Source organism: Phenylobacterium koreense, from assembly GCF_040545335.1.
Classification (GTDB): Bacteria; Pseudomonadota; Alphaproteobacteria; order Caulobacterales; family Caulobacteraceae; genus Phenylobacterium; species Phenylobacterium koreense.
In genome coordinates, this window is the sequence record NZ_JBEPLU010000002.1 from 59034 (window position 1) to 75246 (window position 16213).

Consider the following 16213-nt stretch of genomic DNA (forward strand, 5'->3'; position numbering starts at 1 on the left):
CGCTATCCCCGCGGCGGCGGCGGGGTCTTGGTCCCCTCGGCCACCAGCCAGGCCTTGAACTGCTCCAGCGCCCGCCCGCCGGCGCCCGGCGCCGCCAACAGCGCAAACGCGCTCTCGGCCTTGCGGAAGCCATAGGGGGCGACCAGCCGCCCGTTCCGCACATAGTCGGCGACCAGGGGCCATGACATCACCGCCACGCCCAGGCCCGCGATCGCCGCGTCCAGGGCGAAGTGGAGGTGCGCGAACGGCTGCTCCGGCGCAGGGGGAAGTTCCTCGCCCGCGAGGGCCGCCCAGATCGGCCAACCTTGTGGATGGGTCTGTGCGGCCAGCCGCGGGCCGCGCAGGGGCGCGTCGGCCCAGCGCTTGGCGAGCTCAGGCGACATGACCGGCCCCAGGTGATTCTGGATGAAGCCCGTGGCGCCCGGCTCGGCCAGTCGGCTAGTGGGCACAATGCGCACGACCGCGTGGGCGCCGCGATATGAGGTGGCGTGCGACGGCAACTCGGCCAGTTGCAGCCTCACGTTCGGATGCGCCTGGGCGAAGCCGGAAAGGCGAGGGATCAGCCATTTCACCGAGACGCTGGCGTTCACCGCGACGTGCAGGTCCTCGCCGCTGGTCCTCACGCGCCGCACCGCCGAGGCGATCTGGTCGAAGGCGCCGGTCAGGGCCGGCAGCAGCTCCCGCCCGGCCTCGGTCAGTTCCAGCCGGTGCTTGGGGCCGGCGAACAGCTTGGTCCCGAGGATATCTTCCAACGCCTTGACCTGCCGGCTGACGGCGCTGTGGGTGACGTGCAGCTCCTCGGCCGCGAGGGTCGCCCGTCCGGTCCGCGCCATCGCCTCGAAGGCTCGCAACGCGTTCAGCGACGGCATCGATGTGAGATTTTCGAACATTGTACTTCAAATATATCGGTTTCCTCACTTCTCCAACCGGCGCACAAGCTCTCCATGTCAGGAGAGCCCACCCACAGCCGCGCACGGCAGGCGACGATCACCCTCGTCCTGGGGCTCGGCCAGACGGTCGCCTTCGCCTCCAGCTACTACCTGATGGGCGTCATGGCCGACCCGCTGGCGGCCGACCTGGGCCTGTCGCCGGCCGTGGTGTTTGGGCTGATGTCCGGCGCGCTGGCGATCTCGCCGCTGTTGTCTCCAGCCACCGGCCGATGGATCGACGCGCGCGGCGGCAAGCCGGTCCTGCTGGCCTCGAACCTGGTCTTCGCGCTCGCTCTTGGCCTCTTGGCCGCGTCTCCGAACCTGATTGTTCTGTGCCTGGCCATGCTGGCGCTCGGGATCGGCATGACCATCGGCATGTACGGAACCCCGTTCGCGATCCTGGTGTCCCTCTACGGCGAAGGCGCGCGCCGACCGATCACCGCGGTCGCGCTCCTGGGCGGCCTGGGTTCGGCCCTGGGATGGCCGCTGACCGGCCACCTGATCGAGACCTACGGCTGGCGAGGCGCCTGCCTGGCCTGGGCGCTGGTCCACCTCGCGGTCTGCTTCCCTATCGTCGCCTTGGTGACGCCTCGGCCGGCGCCCCGTCCGGCCCAGGGGAAGAGCCCACACGGGGCCGTCGCCTGGGACCGGCGCATGGTGCAGCTCGCCATCCTCTTCGCCTGCGCATGGTTCATCTCCAGCGCCATGGCCAACCATCTTCCAAGGCTGCTCGCTGCGATCGGCCTTCCTGTCGCCAAGGCGGCCGCCGTGGCCGGGCTGGTCGGCGTGGCCGCGGTGTCGGTGCGCTTCGCCGAGTTCACGGTCCTGCGAAAGGCGCCGCCGCTGATTTCCACGCGCATCGCGACCCTGATGCATCCGCTCGGCGCGACAGCCGTGGCGGTGCTGGGACCGGGCGCGGCGTCGCTCCTGGCCCTGGGGCAGGGGGCGGGGAACGGCATGCTGACCGTCGCCAAGGGCGTCCTGCCGCTCAGTCTCTATGGACCCGAGAACTACGCCTATCGCTCGGCCCTGCTCAGCCAGCCGGCCCAAGTGCTCCAGATCGGCGGCCCTGCGCTCTACGCGCTGGCCCTGGCTGAGTCGCCGAAGGTCGCCCTGACCCTCTCTTCCGGCCTCTGCCTGGTCATGTTCGCCATGACTTTTGGGCTCCAGGCCGCCTCTCAATCAAAAAAGGAGCAGGCTGCGGCATGATTCCCCTCGACCCGACCCTTGCCGGAAACACCCTCATGGGCTTATACGCGGCTCGCAAAATGGAGCCTTACATGGACATTCGCGAAGGTCTCACCTTCGACGACGTTTTGCTGGAACCGGGCGCATCGGACGTGATGCCAACCCAGGTGGACACCGCCACCAGGTTCACCCGCGAAATTAGTCTCAACATCCCCCTCGTGTCCTCCGCCATGGACACGGTCACCGAAAGCCGCCTGGCCATCGCCATGGCCCAGGCCGGCGGTCTGGGCGTGCTGCACCGGAACCTCACCGTCGAGGAGCAGGCCGACCAGGTCCGCGAGGTGAAGCGCTACGAAAGCGGCATGGTCATCAACCCGCTGACCATCCACCCGGACACCACCCTTCGCGAGGTCCGCGAGATCAAGGCGCGCCGCAAGATCTCCGGCTTTCCGGTGGTCGAGCCGGGCACCGGCAAGCTGGTGGGCATCCTCACCAACCGGGACATGCGCTTCGAAGGCCGTGACGACATCCCGGCCAAGGAGTTGATGACCAAGGACAACCTGATCGTCGTCCGCCAGGGCGTCAGCCAGGAAGAAGCCCGCGAGCTGCTTCGCAAGCACAAGATCGAGCGCCTGATCGTCGTCGACGAGGAGTACCACGCCGTTGGCCTGATCACGGTCAAGGACATGGAGAAGGCCCAGGCCTATCCGGCCGCCGCCAAGGACGCCCAGGGCCGCCTGCTGGTCGGCGCGGCCTCCACGGTGGGCGACAGCGGCTACGAGCGCTCCATGGCGTTGGTGGACGCCGGCGTGGACGTGGTGGTGATCGACACCGCCCACGGCCACAACGCCGACGTCGCCAAGGCGGTCGGCCGCATCAAGCGCGAGACCAACCGCGTCCAGATCGTCGCCGGCAATATCGCCACCTATGACGGCGCCCGCGCCCTGATCGACGCCGGCGCCGACGCGGTGAAGGTCGGCATCGGCCCGGGTTCGATCTGTACGACCCGCATCGTCGCCGGCGTCGGGGTGCCGCAGCTCACCGCCATCGCCGACGCGGTGCGCGCCGCCAAGAATACGGACGTCCCGGTCATCGCCGACGGCGGCATCAAGTATTCGGGCGATCTGGCCAAGGCGCTCGCCATGGGCGCGCACGTGGCGATGATGGGCTCGGCCTTCGCCGGCACCGACGAGGCGCCTGGCGAAGTGTTCCTCTACCAGGGCCGCTCCTACAAGGCCTATCGCGGCATGGGCTCGCTGGGCGCCATGGCCAGCGGCTCGGCCGATCGTTACTTCCAGAAGGAAGTCTCGGCGCTGAAGCTGGTGCCCGAGGGCATCGAGGGCCAGGTGGCCTACAAGGGGCCGATCGGGGCGATCCTGCATCAGATGGTCGGCGGTCTCCGCGCGGCCATGGGCTATGTGGGCGCGCCGGACCTCGAGCAGTTCCGCCAGAAGGCCCGGTTCATCCGGATCACCGGCGCGGGGCTTCGCGAGAGCCACGTCCACGACGTGATGATGACCCGCGAGTCTCCGAACTACACGAGCCCGGTCTAATCCTTTTCCTCCCCTGCGTAGCGGGGGAGGGGGACCATCCGAAGGATGGCGGAGGGGGCGAGCGCCAGGCACGGAGCTTGAACCAGCCCCTTCCACCGGCTTCGCCGGTCCCCCTCCCCCGTAAATGGGGGAGGGAAGTCGCAACGACCAACCTGGAGCCATCCTCTTGCGTGACGGCGGCCGCCTTTCTGCAGCGATCGAGATTCTCGCCGATGTCGAGACGCGCCACCGTCCGGTGAAGTTGGCGCTCAAGGCGTGGGGCGACGCCTCGCGCTTCGCCGGGGCCAAGGACCGCGCCTGGGTTTCTGGTCTCGTGCTCGACGTTCTGCGCCGCCGTCGCTCGCTCGCCTGGCGGATGGGCGACGACAGCCCTCGCGCCGCCGTGCTCTGCGCTCTGCATGTGCTCTGGAACTGGCCGGTGGAGCGGATCGCCGAGGCGGCCGGCGACAAGCCTCACGGTCCCGGAGCCCTGAGGGCGGCCGAGCGCAACGCGCTCACCCAGCCGCGCGACATGGCCGATGCGCCAGCCCCGGTCCGCGGCGACTATCCCGACTGGCTGGAAGCCTCCTTCGCCCGCGCCTTCGGCGACAAGGCCGCGTTGGAAGGCGAGATGCTGGCCGAACGCGCGCCGATCGACCTGCGAGTCAACACGCTCAAGGCCAGCCCCGATCAGGCGCTCCAGGCCCTCGCGCCGCTGAACGCCGAGCCCACCGACGTCCTCCCCACCGCCCTGCGTATCGCCGCGCCCGATCCCAGCCAGCGCAGCCAGTCGCTTGAGGCCGTGCCCGCCTTCTCCATGGGCTGGTTCGAGGTGCAGGACCTGGCTTCGCAGATCGCGGCCGCGGCGGCCGGCGACATCCGGGACACTCAGGTGCTCGACCTCTGCGCCGGAGGTGGCGGCAAGACCCTGGCGCTGGCTGCGGCCATGGGGAACACCGGTCAGATCTATGCCTATGACAGCGACGGCCGGCGCCTGGCCGACACGGTGCGCCGGTCCGAGCGGGCAGGGGTGACCAACCTGCAGGTCCGCTCGCCGATCTATCCCGACGCCCTGAAGGGCCTCGACCGCGCCATGGACCTCGTCTTCATCGATGCGCCCTGCACCGGCACGGGCGCCTGGCGTCGCCATCCCGACACCAAGTGGCGCCTGAAGCCCGGCACGCTGAAGCAGCGGATGGCCGATCAGGACGCGGTGCTCGACCACGCGGTGGGCTTCCTCAAGCCCGGGGGCCGTATCGTCTACGTGACATGCTCGATCCTGCCGGAAGAGGACGAGGATCGCGTCGCCGCCTTCCTCGATCGCCACGCCGGCTTCCACATTACGCCCGCGACCGACAATCCCCGCCTCGTCCAGCACTTGACGGACGAGGGCTATCTCCGCCTCTCCCCCTACAGCTCCGGTACGGACGGTTTCTTCGTCTCCGTGCTGCAACGCGCCAACTGAGCAGGACACGCATGACCCAGCCCGCCCACGAGAAAGTCCTGATCGTCGACTTCGGCAGCCAGGTGACCCAGCTCATCGCCCGCCGGGTGCGCGAGAGCGGCGTCTATTGCGAGATCCACCCTTTCGACAAGATCGACCAGGTGCTGGAGACCTTCACGCCCAAGGCGGTGATCCTCTCCGGCGGCCCGGCCAGCGTCCATGAGGACGAGAGCCCGGCGGTCAGCCACAAGATCTTCGAGCTCGACGTCCCGGTCCTGGGCATCTGCTATGGCGAGCAGACCATGTGCGCCGAACTGGGCGGAAAGGTCGAGCCCGGCACGACGCGCGAGTTCGGCCGCGCCGAGATCGAGATCGTCAAGGAAAGCCTGCTGCTGGACGGCTTCGGCGGCGTGGGCCATCGCGAGACCGTCTGGATGAGCCACGGCGACAAGGTCACCGCCCTGCCGATGGGCTTCGAGGCCGTGGCCGTGTCGGAAGGTTCGCCCTTCGCGGTCATCGCCGACGAGGGCCGCCGCTATTACGGCATCCAGTTCCACCCGGAAGTGGCCCACACCCCGCGCGGCGCGCTGATGCTGCGCAACTTCACCCACAAGATCGCCGGCCTGAAGGGCGACTGGACCATGGCGGCATTCCGTCAGGAGATGGTCCAGAAGATCCGCGACCAAGTGGGCGAGGGAAGGGTGATCTGCGGCCTTTCCGGCGGCGTTGACTCCTCGGTGGCCGCGGTCCTGATCCACGAGGCGATCGGCGACCAGCTCACCTGCGTCTTCGTCGACACCGGCCTGCTGCGCAAGGACGAGGCGACCCAGGTCGTCACCATGTTCCGCGACCACTACAACATCCCGCTGGTGCACGTGGACGCCGGCGACCTGTTCCTCGGCGAACTGGCCGGCGTCTCCGACCCGGAAACCAAGCGCAAGACCATCGGCCGCCTGTTCATCGACGTCTTCGACCGTGAGGCGGCCAAGATCGAAGGCGCGAACTTTCTGGCCCAGGGCACCCTCTATCCCGACGTGATCGAGAGCGTGTCGGCTCGCGGCGGCCCCTCGGCCGTCATCAAGAGCCACCACAATGTTGGCGGCCTGCCGGACTACATGAAGCTCAAGCTGGTCGAGCCGCTGCGCGAGCTCTTCAAGGACGAGGTCCGCGCCCTGGGCGTCGAGCTCGGCCTGCCGCCGCAGTTCGTCGGCCGCCATCCCTTCCCGGGACCTGGCCTGGCCATCCGCATCCCCGGCGAGATCACCAAGGAGAAGGTGCGCGTCCTGCAGGACGCCGACGCTATCTATCTGGACGAGATCCGCAAGGCCGGCCTCTACGACTCGATCTGGCAGGCCTTCGCCGTCCTGCTGCCGGTGAAGACCGTCGGCGTGATGGGCGACGCGCGCACCTACGAGGACGTCCTGGCCCTGCGCGCCGTGACCTCCACCGACGGCATGACCGCCGACTTCTTCGAGTTCCCCTGGGAGGTCCTCGGTCGCTGCGCGACACGGATCATCAACGAGGTCCGCGGCGTGAACCGCGTCGTCTACGACGTCACCTCCAAGCCGCCTGGCACCATCGAGTGGGAGTAAGCAGGCTGGAAACGGCGGGTTGGGGATAGCCCAGGATAGAGTTATGAGGCGGAGCCAGTCGTTCGCCTCCGATGGTCTTCGAACGCCAACGAGCGCGAATGGGCGCCCGGTGAACGTTACTCTTCCTCCAGTTGGACGCCTCAACCTGCCAGGAGTGTTCCCGGGATAGTGGCTTCGCCCCCCCCATCGAGTGTCCGGTAATCAGGAACTTTCCGGGGCCGGCCTTGGATTCGAGCAGCGCCTCCAGATCATCGCCTATGCGGGAACCCGGTTCACCTTGGCGATCCTGGTGACCCCTCGCGCCCGACGTCGCCGCGACCGGCGAACGCCAGCCTTAGCGGCGCGCAAAAAGAAAACGGCCCGGAGCAGGTGCTCCGGGCCGCGTCTTCAGGTGATGGCCGGTTCGATTAGGCGAACTGGTTCATCGTGTTGTGGACGCCACCGGCCTTCAGGGCCGCTTCGCCCGCGAAGTATTCCTTGTGGTCGTCGCCGATGTCCGAACCCGACATGTTCTGGTGCTTCACGGAGGCGATGCCTTCGCGGATTTCCTTGCGCTGGACGCCAGCGACGTAGCCCAGCATGCCCTGGTCGCCGAAGTATTCCTTGGCCAGGTTGTCGGTGCTGAGCGCGGCCGTGTGGTAGGTCGGCAGCGTGATCAGGTGGTGGAAGATGCCCGAACGCTTGGCCGCATCGCGTTGGAAGGTGCGGATGCGCTCGTCGGCTTCGGCGGCCAGTTCGGTGGCGTCGTATTCGGCGCTCATCAGGCCGGCGCGGTCATAGGCCGAGACGTCCTTACCGGCCGATTGCCAGGCGTCGTAGACTTGCTGACGGAAGTTCAGGGTCCAGTTGAACGACGGGCTGTTGTTGTAGGCCAGCTTCGCGTTCGGGATGACCTCACGGATGCGGTCCACCATCGAGGCGATCTGCTCGATGTGCGGCTTTTCGGTTTCGATCCACAGCAGGTCCGCGCCGTTCTGCAGCGAGGTGATGCAGTCGAGGACGCAGCGGTCGGCGCCGGTGCCTTCGCGGAACTGGAACAGGTTCGAGGGCAGGCGCTTCGGACGCAGCAGCTTGCCGCCGCGGTTGATGACCACATCGCCGTTCTTCATGTCGGCCGGCGCGATCTCTTCGCAGTCGAGGAAGGCGTTGTACTGGTCGCCGATGTCGCCCGGGGTGTGGCTGACCGCGATCTGCTTGGTCAGGCCGGCGCCGAGGCTGTCGGTGCGGGTGACGATGATGCCGTTGTCGACGCCCATTTCGAGGAAGGCGTAGCGGCAGGCGCGGACCTTCGCGAGGAAGTCTTCATGCGGCACGGTGACCTTGCCGTCCTGGTGGCCGCACTGCTTTTCGTCCGAGACCTGGTTCTCGATCTGCAGGGCGCAGGCGCCGGCTTCGATCATCTTCTTGGCCAGCAGGTAGGTCGCCTCGGCGTTACCGAAGCCGGCGTCGATGTCGGCGATGATCGGAACGACGTGGGTTTCGTAGTTGTCGACCTTGTCCTGGATTTCCTGGGCCTTCTTGGTGTCGCCCGCGGCGCGCGCGGCGTCCAGGTCGCGGAACAGCATGCCGAGCTCACGGGCGTCAGCTTGCTTCAGGAAGGTGTAGATCTCTTCGATCAGCGCCGGGACCGAGGTCTTCTCGTGCATCGACTGGTCCGGCAGCGGGCCGAATTCCGAACGCAGCGCGGCGACCATCCAGCCCGACAGGTAGATGTAGCGGCGCTTCGTGGTGCCGAAGTGCTTCTTGATCGAGATCAGCTTCTGCTGGGCGATGAAGCCGTGCCAGCAGCCCAGCGACTGGGTGTAGTTGGCGGGGTCGGCGTCGTAGGCCGCCATGTCCGCGCGCATGATGCCGGCGGTGTACTTGGCGATTTCGAGACCGGTCTTGAACCGGTTCTGCAGGCGCATGCGGGCCACCGATTCCGGGTTGATCCCGTCCCAGGTGCCGCCCTTGCTCTTGATGAGCTGGCCCATCTCGATGATGTGGTCTTGATACGACATATGCCTCTTCCACGATCTGTCCGGGCGAACTCTTTCCCGGCGTCCTGAGGCAGCCACCTACGGCGCGAACTCCGCTCTGTGGAGTCGATCCGAGGTGCGGATGTCAAACTTTACAGAACCATCGTGTAATGTTGTAATGTGTGTGCATTACGGTGGAGTCTAGTTCATGGCCGAGCGTCGCCTCTATGTGGGGCCAAGCCTTCGGCGGCTGCGGCGCGATCACGGCCTGACCCAGGCGGACATGGCCGCCGACCTCGAGGTTTCGCCCTCCTATATCGCGCTTCTGGAGCGCAACCACAGGCCGCTCAGCGCCGAAATGCTGCTGCGCCTTTCCCAGACCTACAAGATGGACATGGCGGTCCTGGCCGGCGACGGCGGGTCGGACGAGCTGGCGCGACTGCAGGGCGTGCTCAAGGACCCGATGTTCGCCGACATCGACCTTCCGTCGCTGGAAACGGCCGACGTCACCACCAACTTCCCAGGGATCACCGAGGCTCTTCTGCGGCTCTACACCGCGTATCAGGAGGAGCAGCTCGCCCTGGCCGATCGCGGCGCGGAGGTTCCGGCCTCCAGCGGTGCGCGGGGCGCCGAGGACTCCGATCCGGTGGCCGAGTCGCGCCGGTTCCTTGCGGCCCGCCGCAACAGTTTCCCTATCCTCGATGACGCCGCCGAGCGGCTGGCTCAGGTCATCGCCAGCCATGACGGCATGGTCGGGTATCTGAAGGCCCAGCACAATCTGCGGGTCCGGCGCCTGCCGTCGAACGTCATGGTCGGCTCGATCCGGCGGCTGGACCGCCACCGCAAGGAGGTGCTGCTGGATGATGGCCTCGACGCCGCCAGCCAGACTTTCCAGCTTGGTCTGCAGATCGCCTATCTGGACATGCGCGGCGAGATCGAAAGCGTGGCCGCGGAGGGCAGCTTCACCACCGAGAGCGGCGAACGTCTGACCCGCCGGGCCCTGGCCAGCTATGCGGGCGCGGCCCTGATGATGCCCTACACGGCTTTCGCCAAGGCCGCGGAGACCCGGCGCTATGACATTGAGGCCCTGGCCCGGCAGTTCGGGGCCAGCTTCGAGCAGACCGCTCACCGACTCACCACCTTGCAGAAGCCGGGGCAGGAACGGGTGCCGTTCTTCTTCATCCGCGTGGACGAGGCCGGCAACGTCTCCAAGCGCCTCGACGGCGCGGGCTTCCCGTTCGCCAGGCATGGGGGCGGGTGTCCGCTCTGGTCGGTGCACCACGCCTTCCGCACGCCCCGTCAGATCGTCACCCAATGGCTGGAACTGCCAGACGGCCAGCGCTTCTTCTCGATCGCCCGCACCGTCACCGCCGGCGGCGGGGCCTATGGCGCGCCGCGGATCGAGCGGGCCATCGCGCTTGGTTGCGCCGCCGAACACGCCGACCGGCTGATCTACACGCAGAATCGCGCGGGGCAGGGACCGGACGATGCGACGCCCATCGGGGTCACCTGCCGGATCTGCCACCGCACGGAGTGCACGGCCCGTTCGGCGCCGCCGATCGGCCGTCAGATTCTGCCGGACGACATTCGCCGCACCAGCGCGCCTTTCGGCTTCTCCGACAGTTGATCGCACTGTCGGCAGAAGCGGTTGTGAACGCTGCGCCGCGAGATAAGGGCTTCAAACGCGCGCGCTTCCGTGCAGTAAAGCGCCCCCAGAGAAACAAGCGCCTAGCCGAGAGCACGGGACGGGAATGGATATCAGCAAGAGTCTTTGGGTCGATGATCTGTTGCACAGCTTCGTTGAGAAGGAGCTGTTGCCGGAGACTGGCGTAGGAGCCGACGCCTTCTGGGCCGCGCTGGAAAAGATCCTTGCGGACTTCACCCCGCGCAACGCGGCGCTGTTGCAGCGCCGCGACGAACTGCAGGCGCAGATCGACGCCTGGTGGCGGGAGCGCAAGGGCAAGCCCTTCGACGTCGCCGAGGAAACCGCCTTCCTGCGTGAGATCGGCTACCTGCTGCCGGAGCCGGACGATTTCGAGATCGCCACCCAGAACGTCGATCCGGAGATCGCCAAGCTCGCCGGACCGCAGCTCGTCGTGCCGGTCTCCAACGGCCGTTACGCCCTGAACGCCGCCAACGCCCGCTGGGGCAGCCTCTACGACGCTCTCTACGGGACAGACGCCATCGAGCCGCCGACCGGCGGCAAGGGCTATGACCCGGTGCGCGGCGGCAAGGTCATCGCCTATGCCCGCGCCTTCCTCGACCGTGCCGCGCCGCTCGCTCGCGGCTCGCACGCCGACGCTGTGGCTTACGTCGTCGGCGCGCAGGGCCTGGTCGTTCGCCTGAAGGACGGCAAGGAAGTCGCGCTTGCGACCCCCGCGCAGTACGTTGGCCGCCGCGGTTCGGCCGAGGCGCCGGGGGCGGTGCTGCTGCGCCACAACGGCCTGCACCTCGAGATCCTGATCGACCGCAGCCACTCGATCGGCAAGGACGATCCGGCCGGCGTCGCCGACGTCATCGTCGAGGCGGCCCTGACCGCCATTCAGGACTGCGAAGACTCCGTCGCCGCTGTCGACGCCGAGGACAAGACCAACGTCTACCGCAACTGGCTCGGCCTGATGCGCGGCGACCTCTCGGCTACCTTCGCCAAGGGCGGCCGCACCGAGACCCGCCGCCTCGACGACGACCGCCGCTATGTCGGCCTCGATGGTTCGGAAGTCGTCCTGCCGGGCCGCAGCCTGCTGCTGGTCCGCAACGTCGGCCACCACATGGTGACCGACATGGTCCGCCTCGGCGGCGAGCCGGTCTTCGAAACCGCCATCGACGCCCTGATCACCGTCGCTGCGGCGATCCACGACCTGAAGGCCCGCCGCAACAGCAAGGCCGGCTCGGTCTATGTCGTGAAGCCGAAGATGCACGGCCCCGACGAGGTCGCGCTCGCCGTTCGTCTGTTCGACCTGGTCGAAGACGCCCTGGGCCTGCCGCGCAACACCGTGAAGATCGGCGTCATGGACGAGGAGCGCCGCACCAGCGCCAACCTCAAGGCCTGCATCCAGGCCGCGCGCGAGCGGATCGTCTTCATCAACACCGGCTTCCTCGACCGCACCGGCGACGAGATTCACACCGCCATGGAGGCTGGCCCGGTGGTCCGCAAGGACGCCATGAAGTCCGAGCCCTGGCTCGCCGTCTACGAGAAGCGCAACGTCGAGATTGGTCTGGCTACCGGCTTCCCCGGCCGCGCCCAGATTGGCAAGGGCATGTGGGCCGCGCCGGACCAGATGCAGGCCATGCTGGCGGCGAAGATCGGCCACCCGAAGGCCGGCGCCAACACCGCCTGGGTTCCGTCGCCGACGGCCGCGGCGCTGCACGCGCTGCACTATCACGAGGTGGACGTCGCGGCCCTCCAGGCCTCGATGGGGGCCGCGGGCAAGACCGGCACGGACGAACTGCTGACCCCGCCGCTGGCCCGCTCGAACTGGAACGCCGCCGACATCCAGCAGGAGCTGGACAACAACGCCCAGGGCATCCTCGGCTACGTGGTGCGCTGGATCGACCAGGGCGTCGGCTGCTCCAAGGTGCCGGACATCCATGACGTCGGCCTGATGGAAGACCGCGCCACCCTGCGGATCTCCAGCCAGCACATCGCCAACTGGCTGCACCACGGGGTCTGCACCGAGGCGCAGGTTCGCGAAACCTTCGGCCGCATGGCCAAGGTCGTGGACGGCCAGAACGCCGACGATGCGGCCTACCAGCCGATGGCCGCCAACCCTGACGCCAGCATTGCCTACCAGGCAGCGCTGGAGCTGGTGTTCGAGGGCCGAGTTCAGCCGAACGGTTACACCGAGCACGTCCTCACCCGCCGCCGCCGCGAGCGGAAGGCCGAGCTGGCCAAGGGCTGAACCCCACGCCGCGCTTGCGGTGCGGCTTGATGTTCTGCAAATGTTCCACCCTCTTCCGGGCGAAGGGGGTGGAACATGCGCGGCTCTCAAGACAGCTTCGATTTCGGCTCGACTTCAGGCGGCGGTCGAGTGGCCGACGTCCTGTTTTTCGCGATCCGACCGCCGCCGGACGAGGTCGCGGCTCTCGCCGATCTTGGCCGGCGGCTGGTTCGGGCTAGCAGCCTGAAGGCCACCGCCGTCGCCGCCCAGCGTCTGCATATCTCGCTGGTGGGCTGGCGGCCCGACAGCGCCGCCGGCGTCGATGTCGCACGCGAGATCGGCCGTCGGATCGTCTGGCCGGCCTTCGATGTCGTTCTGAGCGCTGCGATGAGTTTCGGCCGTTCGGGATCTCGCCCGCTCGTGCTCGGCTGTTCGCCGGGAGCCGCCTGGGCGCTCACCGGGCTGCATGATCGGCTGCTGGAAACCGCCGCTTTGTGCGGTGTCGGCTTGCGCGGTCGCGCGGCCTTCGAGCCGCATCTCACCCTGGCCTATTCGCAGTCGGCCATAGCCGAGCGTCTGTTGCGCGCGCCGATCCGCTGGAGGGCCAGCGAGCTGATGCTTATCCGCAGCGAGCGGGGCAGGGGCCGCCACACCGAACTCGGACGTTGGCCCTTCCGAGCCATGCCTTCACAAGGCTAGTCCAAGCGGACGTGAATTTGAGGGATTCGGCGGATGACCACGATCTACGGGATCAAGGCCTGCGACACGATGAAGAAGGCCCGCGCCTGGCTCGAGGCTCATGGCGTGGCTTACGACTTCCACGACTACAAGGCGGTCGGCATCGACCGCGCGCATCTCGAGGATTGGACGCGCCGGGTCGGTTGGGAAGTGCTGCTGAACCGCTCGGGCACGACCTTCCGCAAGCTGCCCGACGCCGACAAGACCGGCATCGACGCAGCCAAGGCCATCGACCTGATGCTGGCGCAGCCGTCGATGATCAAGCGCCCGGTGCTGGAGAGCGGCGGCAAGCTGCTGGTCGGATTCAAGCCCGATCAGTACGAGGCGGCCTTCGCCTAGAGCGCGTTCCGCAAAGCGGAATCCGGTTTTGCGATCAGAATGCGCTCAAACCGTTGATGCTAGAGCCCGAACGGATAGGTCTCGTCGGGGCCTGTCGGCGGCGGGGCGGGCAGGGCGTCCACCGGTCCGGTCTCGTCGAACCAGACATAGGCGTCGAACTGCCCCGCCAGCGAAGCGGCGGAATAGTGGCTGAGTCGTTCGGTGTCCTGCCGATAGATCACCCCGATGAACCGTTCGAGCCGTGGTTCGGCCAGCGCCTCGCGAAGCGTCTCATGCACGCCTGATCGGAGGTCCAGCAGGAAGCGCGGCAGCCCGGCCTCATGCGCCAGCCGCTCGTAGCTGCCCGCCAGCGAGGGACGAATCTGCTTGATCTCCAGCGGCCCGTCCCAGTCGGTGGCGCAGGCGACTGTCCCTGCATGGGTCCCCATGCCGACCAGGGCGGCCTGCGGACCGAACCGCTCGCGACAGAGTTGGCCGATATTCAGCTCGCCGCGGTTGCGGCCCATCTCCGTCTTGGAGGCGTCGCCGATGTGCGAGTTGTGCGCCCAGACGACCGCCTTGGCGCCGGCGCCGCGGGCGGCGAGCACCTGCTCCAGCGTCTCGAACATGTGCGTGTCGCGGAGATTCCAGCTCTCGGCCGCGCCATAGTAGATCGCGCGATAATAGGCCTCGGCGTTTTTCACCAGTCGCGCGTTGGCCGCGGCGTCCAGCGCGTCGCTGCCGTCCGCCAGGCGCCGTTCCAGCAGGTCGCGCAGCACCGCCATGACCGCTGCCTCGCAACGGGCATAGCCTTCGCTCAGCGCCATTCGCCCATAGGCCTGTGGCTCCTTGGCCCAGGGGGTCAGGCAACCGTACCGCTCCCGCGCCACCTGGGCCGCCGGCGGATCGGTGCGGTCCAGGTAGTCCAGCACCGCGCGGATCGACGCCGACAGGCTGTAGAGATCCAGGCCGTGCAGGCTGACCTGGTCATCGGCCGGCCGTCCTTCGTTCCAGTCGCGGAGCCATCGGACGAACTCGGCGAACTCCCGGTTCCGCCACATCCAGGTAGGAAAGCGCAGGAAAGGCGCCTCGCTTTCCGCCGACTGGGGCTGGCCACGGACATAGCGGTCCAGCGTCGCCGCATCCGGCCAGTCGGCCTCCAGGGCGACGACACGAAACCCATGTTCCCCGATCAGCCGGCGGCTGATCGCGGCGCGCGCGCGATAGAACTCCGACGTCCCATGGCTCGCTTCGCCGAGCAGCACGACCCTGGCCTGCGCGAAGCGGTCGAAGGCCGCGCCGAACGCCGCGTCCTCAGGCGCCGGCAGCGGCTCAGCCGCTTCCCGGATCAGCAAGGCAAGCCCATGAGGCTCGCCTTTCGGTGGCTCGGCTGGCTGCCGCTGGGCTGAGGCTCGTTCCTCGCCCCAGCCTTCCTGACCGATCAGTGGGACGAAGCCGACCCCGCCGAGGTCTTCCTGTTCGAAATCGCCGGCGGATGTGCGGGTCAGCCTGACCAGCCGCTGCTCGCCGCCCGGCTCGCCGACCGGCATGACCAGTCGGCCGCCCGGCTTGAGTTGGGCCTTCAGGCTCTCGGGCGGGCGCGGCCCGGCTGCGGCGACAAGAATGGCGTCGAAGGGCGCGGCCTGCGGCAGGCCCAGGCTGCCGTCGCCGCAATGGATCTCGACATTGTCGATTCCCAGGCGCTTCAGCCGCTCGGTCGCGGCTTGCGCCAGGTTCTCGTGCCGCTCGATGGCGTCGACCCGCCGGGCGATGGCGCCCATCACGGCCGCGGCATAGCCCGATCCCGCCCCGACCTCGAGCACCGTGTCCTTCGGCTTCAACGCCGCCGCCTCGACCATGGCCGCGACGATGTAGGGCTGGGAGATGGTCTGCCCGGCGTCGATCGGAAGCGGCGCATCGTCATAGGCGAAGTCCTGTAGCGCCTCCGGTACGAAGGCTTCGCGCGGAACCTCGCCCATGGCCTTCAGAACGGCAGGATCGTGGACGTTTCGGCGCAAAAGCTGCCGTTCGACCATCAATGCACGGGCATGAGGCATGTCGATCATGGCGATCTCCTCCCGGCTCCGAACTCGGACAAGGGCGACCCGTTCCGCGTGCGATGAGAGAGTTTGCTCTCGATCACGAACATGAAGAAGATTTCATTCCGGTCCCTGCATCCAAAGGGGCAGGGCGGCGCCTCTTTCCTCGCAGAAACGGGGCCAACGGCCCGTGTCGAGAGAAGGAGAAACGACAATGGAAGAAGTCCTGGTCCCACTAGGGTTCTTCGCGATGATCGCCGCGATCGTGATCGTGCCGCGGTATCTGAAGAGCCTCGAACGCCAGAAGCTGCAGGAGACGCTGCGGGCTTCGATCGAGAAGGGCGCCGAACTGCCGCCCGAGGTCGTTCAGGCGCTGACCAGCGACGTGAAGGCCCCGCCTTCGCCGTATCGGGATCTTCGTTCCGGCGTGATCTGGCTCGGCCTGGCGGTCGGCCTCGCCGCGATGGGCTTTGCGATCTCCTTCGAGGAGCCGGACGCCCTCTACCCGATGCTGGGCGTCGCCGCCTTCCCGGGCTTCATCGGCCTTGCGCTGATTATCCTGGCCGCCTTCGGCCGTCGCAAGCACTGACCCTCAAA

General features: G+C 67.7%; 12 protein-coding genes. 9 read left to right on the forward strand and 3 right to left on the reverse strand.

The genetic code is table 11. The features are described from left to right. Nucleotides 1–2 precede the first annotated feature (2 nt). A complete protein-coding gene (locus ABID41_RS12030; protein ID WP_331931870.1) occupies nt 3–869 on the reverse strand; it encodes a LysR family transcriptional regulator in 867 nt (288 codons plus the stop codon). Between the two features lie 75 nt (nt 870–944). On the opposite strand from ABID41_RS12030, the gene ABID41_RS12035 reads away from it, so the two are divergent. The 4 genes from ABID41_RS12035 (at nt 945) to guaA (ending at nt 6685) form a co-directional block, all read left to right on the forward strand. After that, entirely contained in the window at nt 945–2138 is a 1194-nt protein-coding gene (locus ABID41_RS12035) for an MFS transporter (protein WP_331931871.1), read from the forward strand. 71 nt (nt 2139–2209) lie between these two features. After that, the gene (gene guaB / locus ABID41_RS12040) at nt 2210–3670 is read left to right on the forward strand and encodes an IMP dehydrogenase (RefSeq protein ID WP_331931872.1); all 1461 of its coding nucleotides are present in this window, start codon (nt 2210–2212) and stop codon (nt 3668–3670) included. A gap of 166 nt (nt 3671–3836) precedes the next feature. Next, nucleotides 3837–5114 (forward strand): RsmB/NOP family class I SAM-dependent RNA methyltransferase, encoded by a 1278-nt coding sequence (locus tag ABID41_RS12045; protein WP_354297781.1) that lies wholly within the window; start codon nt 3837–3839, stop codon nt 5112–5114. Nucleotides 5115–5125: 11 nt separating this feature from the next. After that, nucleotides 5126–6685, forward strand: a complete 1560-nt coding sequence (gene guaA, locus ABID41_RS12050) for a glutamine-hydrolyzing GMP synthase (protein WP_331931874.1) — start codon at nt 5126–5128, stop codon at nt 6683–6685. Nucleotides 6686–7092: 407 nt separating this feature from the next. Here the strand turns inward: guaA and ABID41_RS12055 are convergent, their stop codons facing one another. Continuing rightward, nucleotides 7093–8685, reverse strand: a complete 1593-nt coding sequence (locus ABID41_RS12055; RefSeq protein ID WP_331932311.1) for an isocitrate lyase — start codon at nt 8683–8685, stop codon at nt 7093–7095. 166 nt (nt 8686–8851) lie between these two features. On the opposite strand from ABID41_RS12055, the gene ABID41_RS12060 reads away from it, so the two are divergent. The 4 genes from ABID41_RS12060 (at nt 8852) to ABID41_RS12075 (ending at nt 13598) form a co-directional block, all read left to right on the forward strand. Then, a complete protein-coding gene (locus tag ABID41_RS12060; protein ID WP_331932310.1) occupies nt 8852–10270 on the forward strand; it encodes a helix-turn-helix domain-containing protein in 1419 nt (472 codons plus the stop codon). A 124-nt stretch (nt 10271–10394) separates the two neighbouring features. Continuing rightward, nucleotides 10395–12542: a malate synthase G gene (locus ABID41_RS12065; protein WP_354297782.1), complete on the forward strand. Its 2148-nt coding sequence runs from the start codon at nt 10395–10397 to the stop codon at nt 12540–12542. A 75-nt stretch (nt 12543–12617) separates the two neighbouring features. Then, nucleotides 12618–13220, forward strand: coding sequence for a 2'-5' RNA ligase family protein (locus tag ABID41_RS12070; protein ID WP_331932308.1), 603 nt, complete (start codon nt 12618–12620; stop codon nt 13218–13220). A 33-nt stretch (nt 13221–13253) separates the two neighbouring features. Then, nucleotides 13254–13598: an ArsC family reductase gene (locus ABID41_RS12075; RefSeq protein WP_331932307.1), complete on the forward strand. Its 345-nt coding sequence runs from the start codon at nt 13254–13256 to the stop codon at nt 13596–13598. Nucleotides 13599–13657: 59 nt separating this feature from the next. Here ABID41_RS12075 and ABID41_RS12080 read toward each other — a convergent pair whose 3' ends face one another. Continuing rightward, nucleotides 13658–15643 (reverse strand): protein-L-isoaspartate(D-aspartate) O-methyltransferase, encoded by a 1986-nt coding sequence (locus tag ABID41_RS12080; RefSeq protein WP_331932306.1) that lies wholly within the window; start codon nt 15641–15643, stop codon nt 13658–13660. Nucleotides 15644–15830: 187 nt separating this feature from the next. Here ABID41_RS12080 and ABID41_RS12085 point away from each other — a divergent pair, with 187 nt between their 5' ends. Further along, complete coding sequence (locus ABID41_RS12085; protein WP_331932305.1) at nt 15831–16205, forward strand: DUF6249 domain-containing protein; 375 nt, start codon at nt 15831–15833, stop codon at nt 16203–16205. Nucleotides 16206–16213: the final 8 nt, after the last annotated feature.

Coding starts and splice junctions, on each gene's coding strand:
- ABID41_RS12030 (WP_331931870.1), bottom strand. CDS start 869: ATGCCGTCGCTGAACGCGTTGCGAGCCTTCGAGGCGATGGCGCGGACC.
- ABID41_RS12035 (WP_331931871.1), top strand. CDS start 945: ATGTCAGGAGAGCCCACCCACAGCCGCGCACGGCAGGCGACGATCACC.
- guaB (WP_331931872.1), top strand. CDS start 2,210: ATGGACATTCGCGAAGGTCTCACCTTCGACGACGTTTTGCTGGAACCG.
- guaA (WP_331931874.1), top strand. CDS start 5,126: ATGACCCAGCCCGCCCACGAGAAAGTCCTGATCGTCGACTTCGGCAGC.
- ABID41_RS12055 (WP_331932311.1), bottom strand. CDS start 8,685: ATGTCGTATCAAGACCACATCATCGAGATGGGCCAGCTCATCAAGAGC.
- ABID41_RS12060 (WP_331932310.1), top strand. CDS start 8,852: ATGGCCGAGCGTCGCCTCTATGTGGGGCCAAGCCTTCGGCGGCTGCGG.
- ABID41_RS12065 (WP_354297782.1), top strand. CDS start 10,395: ATGGATATCAGCAAGAGTCTTTGGGTCGATGATCTGTTGCACAGCTTC.
- ABID41_RS12070 (WP_331932308.1), top strand. CDS start 12,618: ATGCGCGGCTCTCAAGACAGCTTCGATTTCGGCTCGACTTCAGGCGGC.
- ABID41_RS12075 (WP_331932307.1), top strand. CDS start 13,254: ATGACCACGATCTACGGGATCAAGGCCTGCGACACGATGAAGAAGGCC.
- ABID41_RS12080 (WP_331932306.1), bottom strand. CDS start 15,643: ATGATCGACATGCCTCATGCCCGTGCATTGATGGTCGAACGGCAGCTT.
- ABID41_RS12085 (WP_331932305.1), top strand. CDS start 15,831: ATGGAAGAAGTCCTGGTCCCACTAGGGTTCTTCGCGATGATCGCCGCG.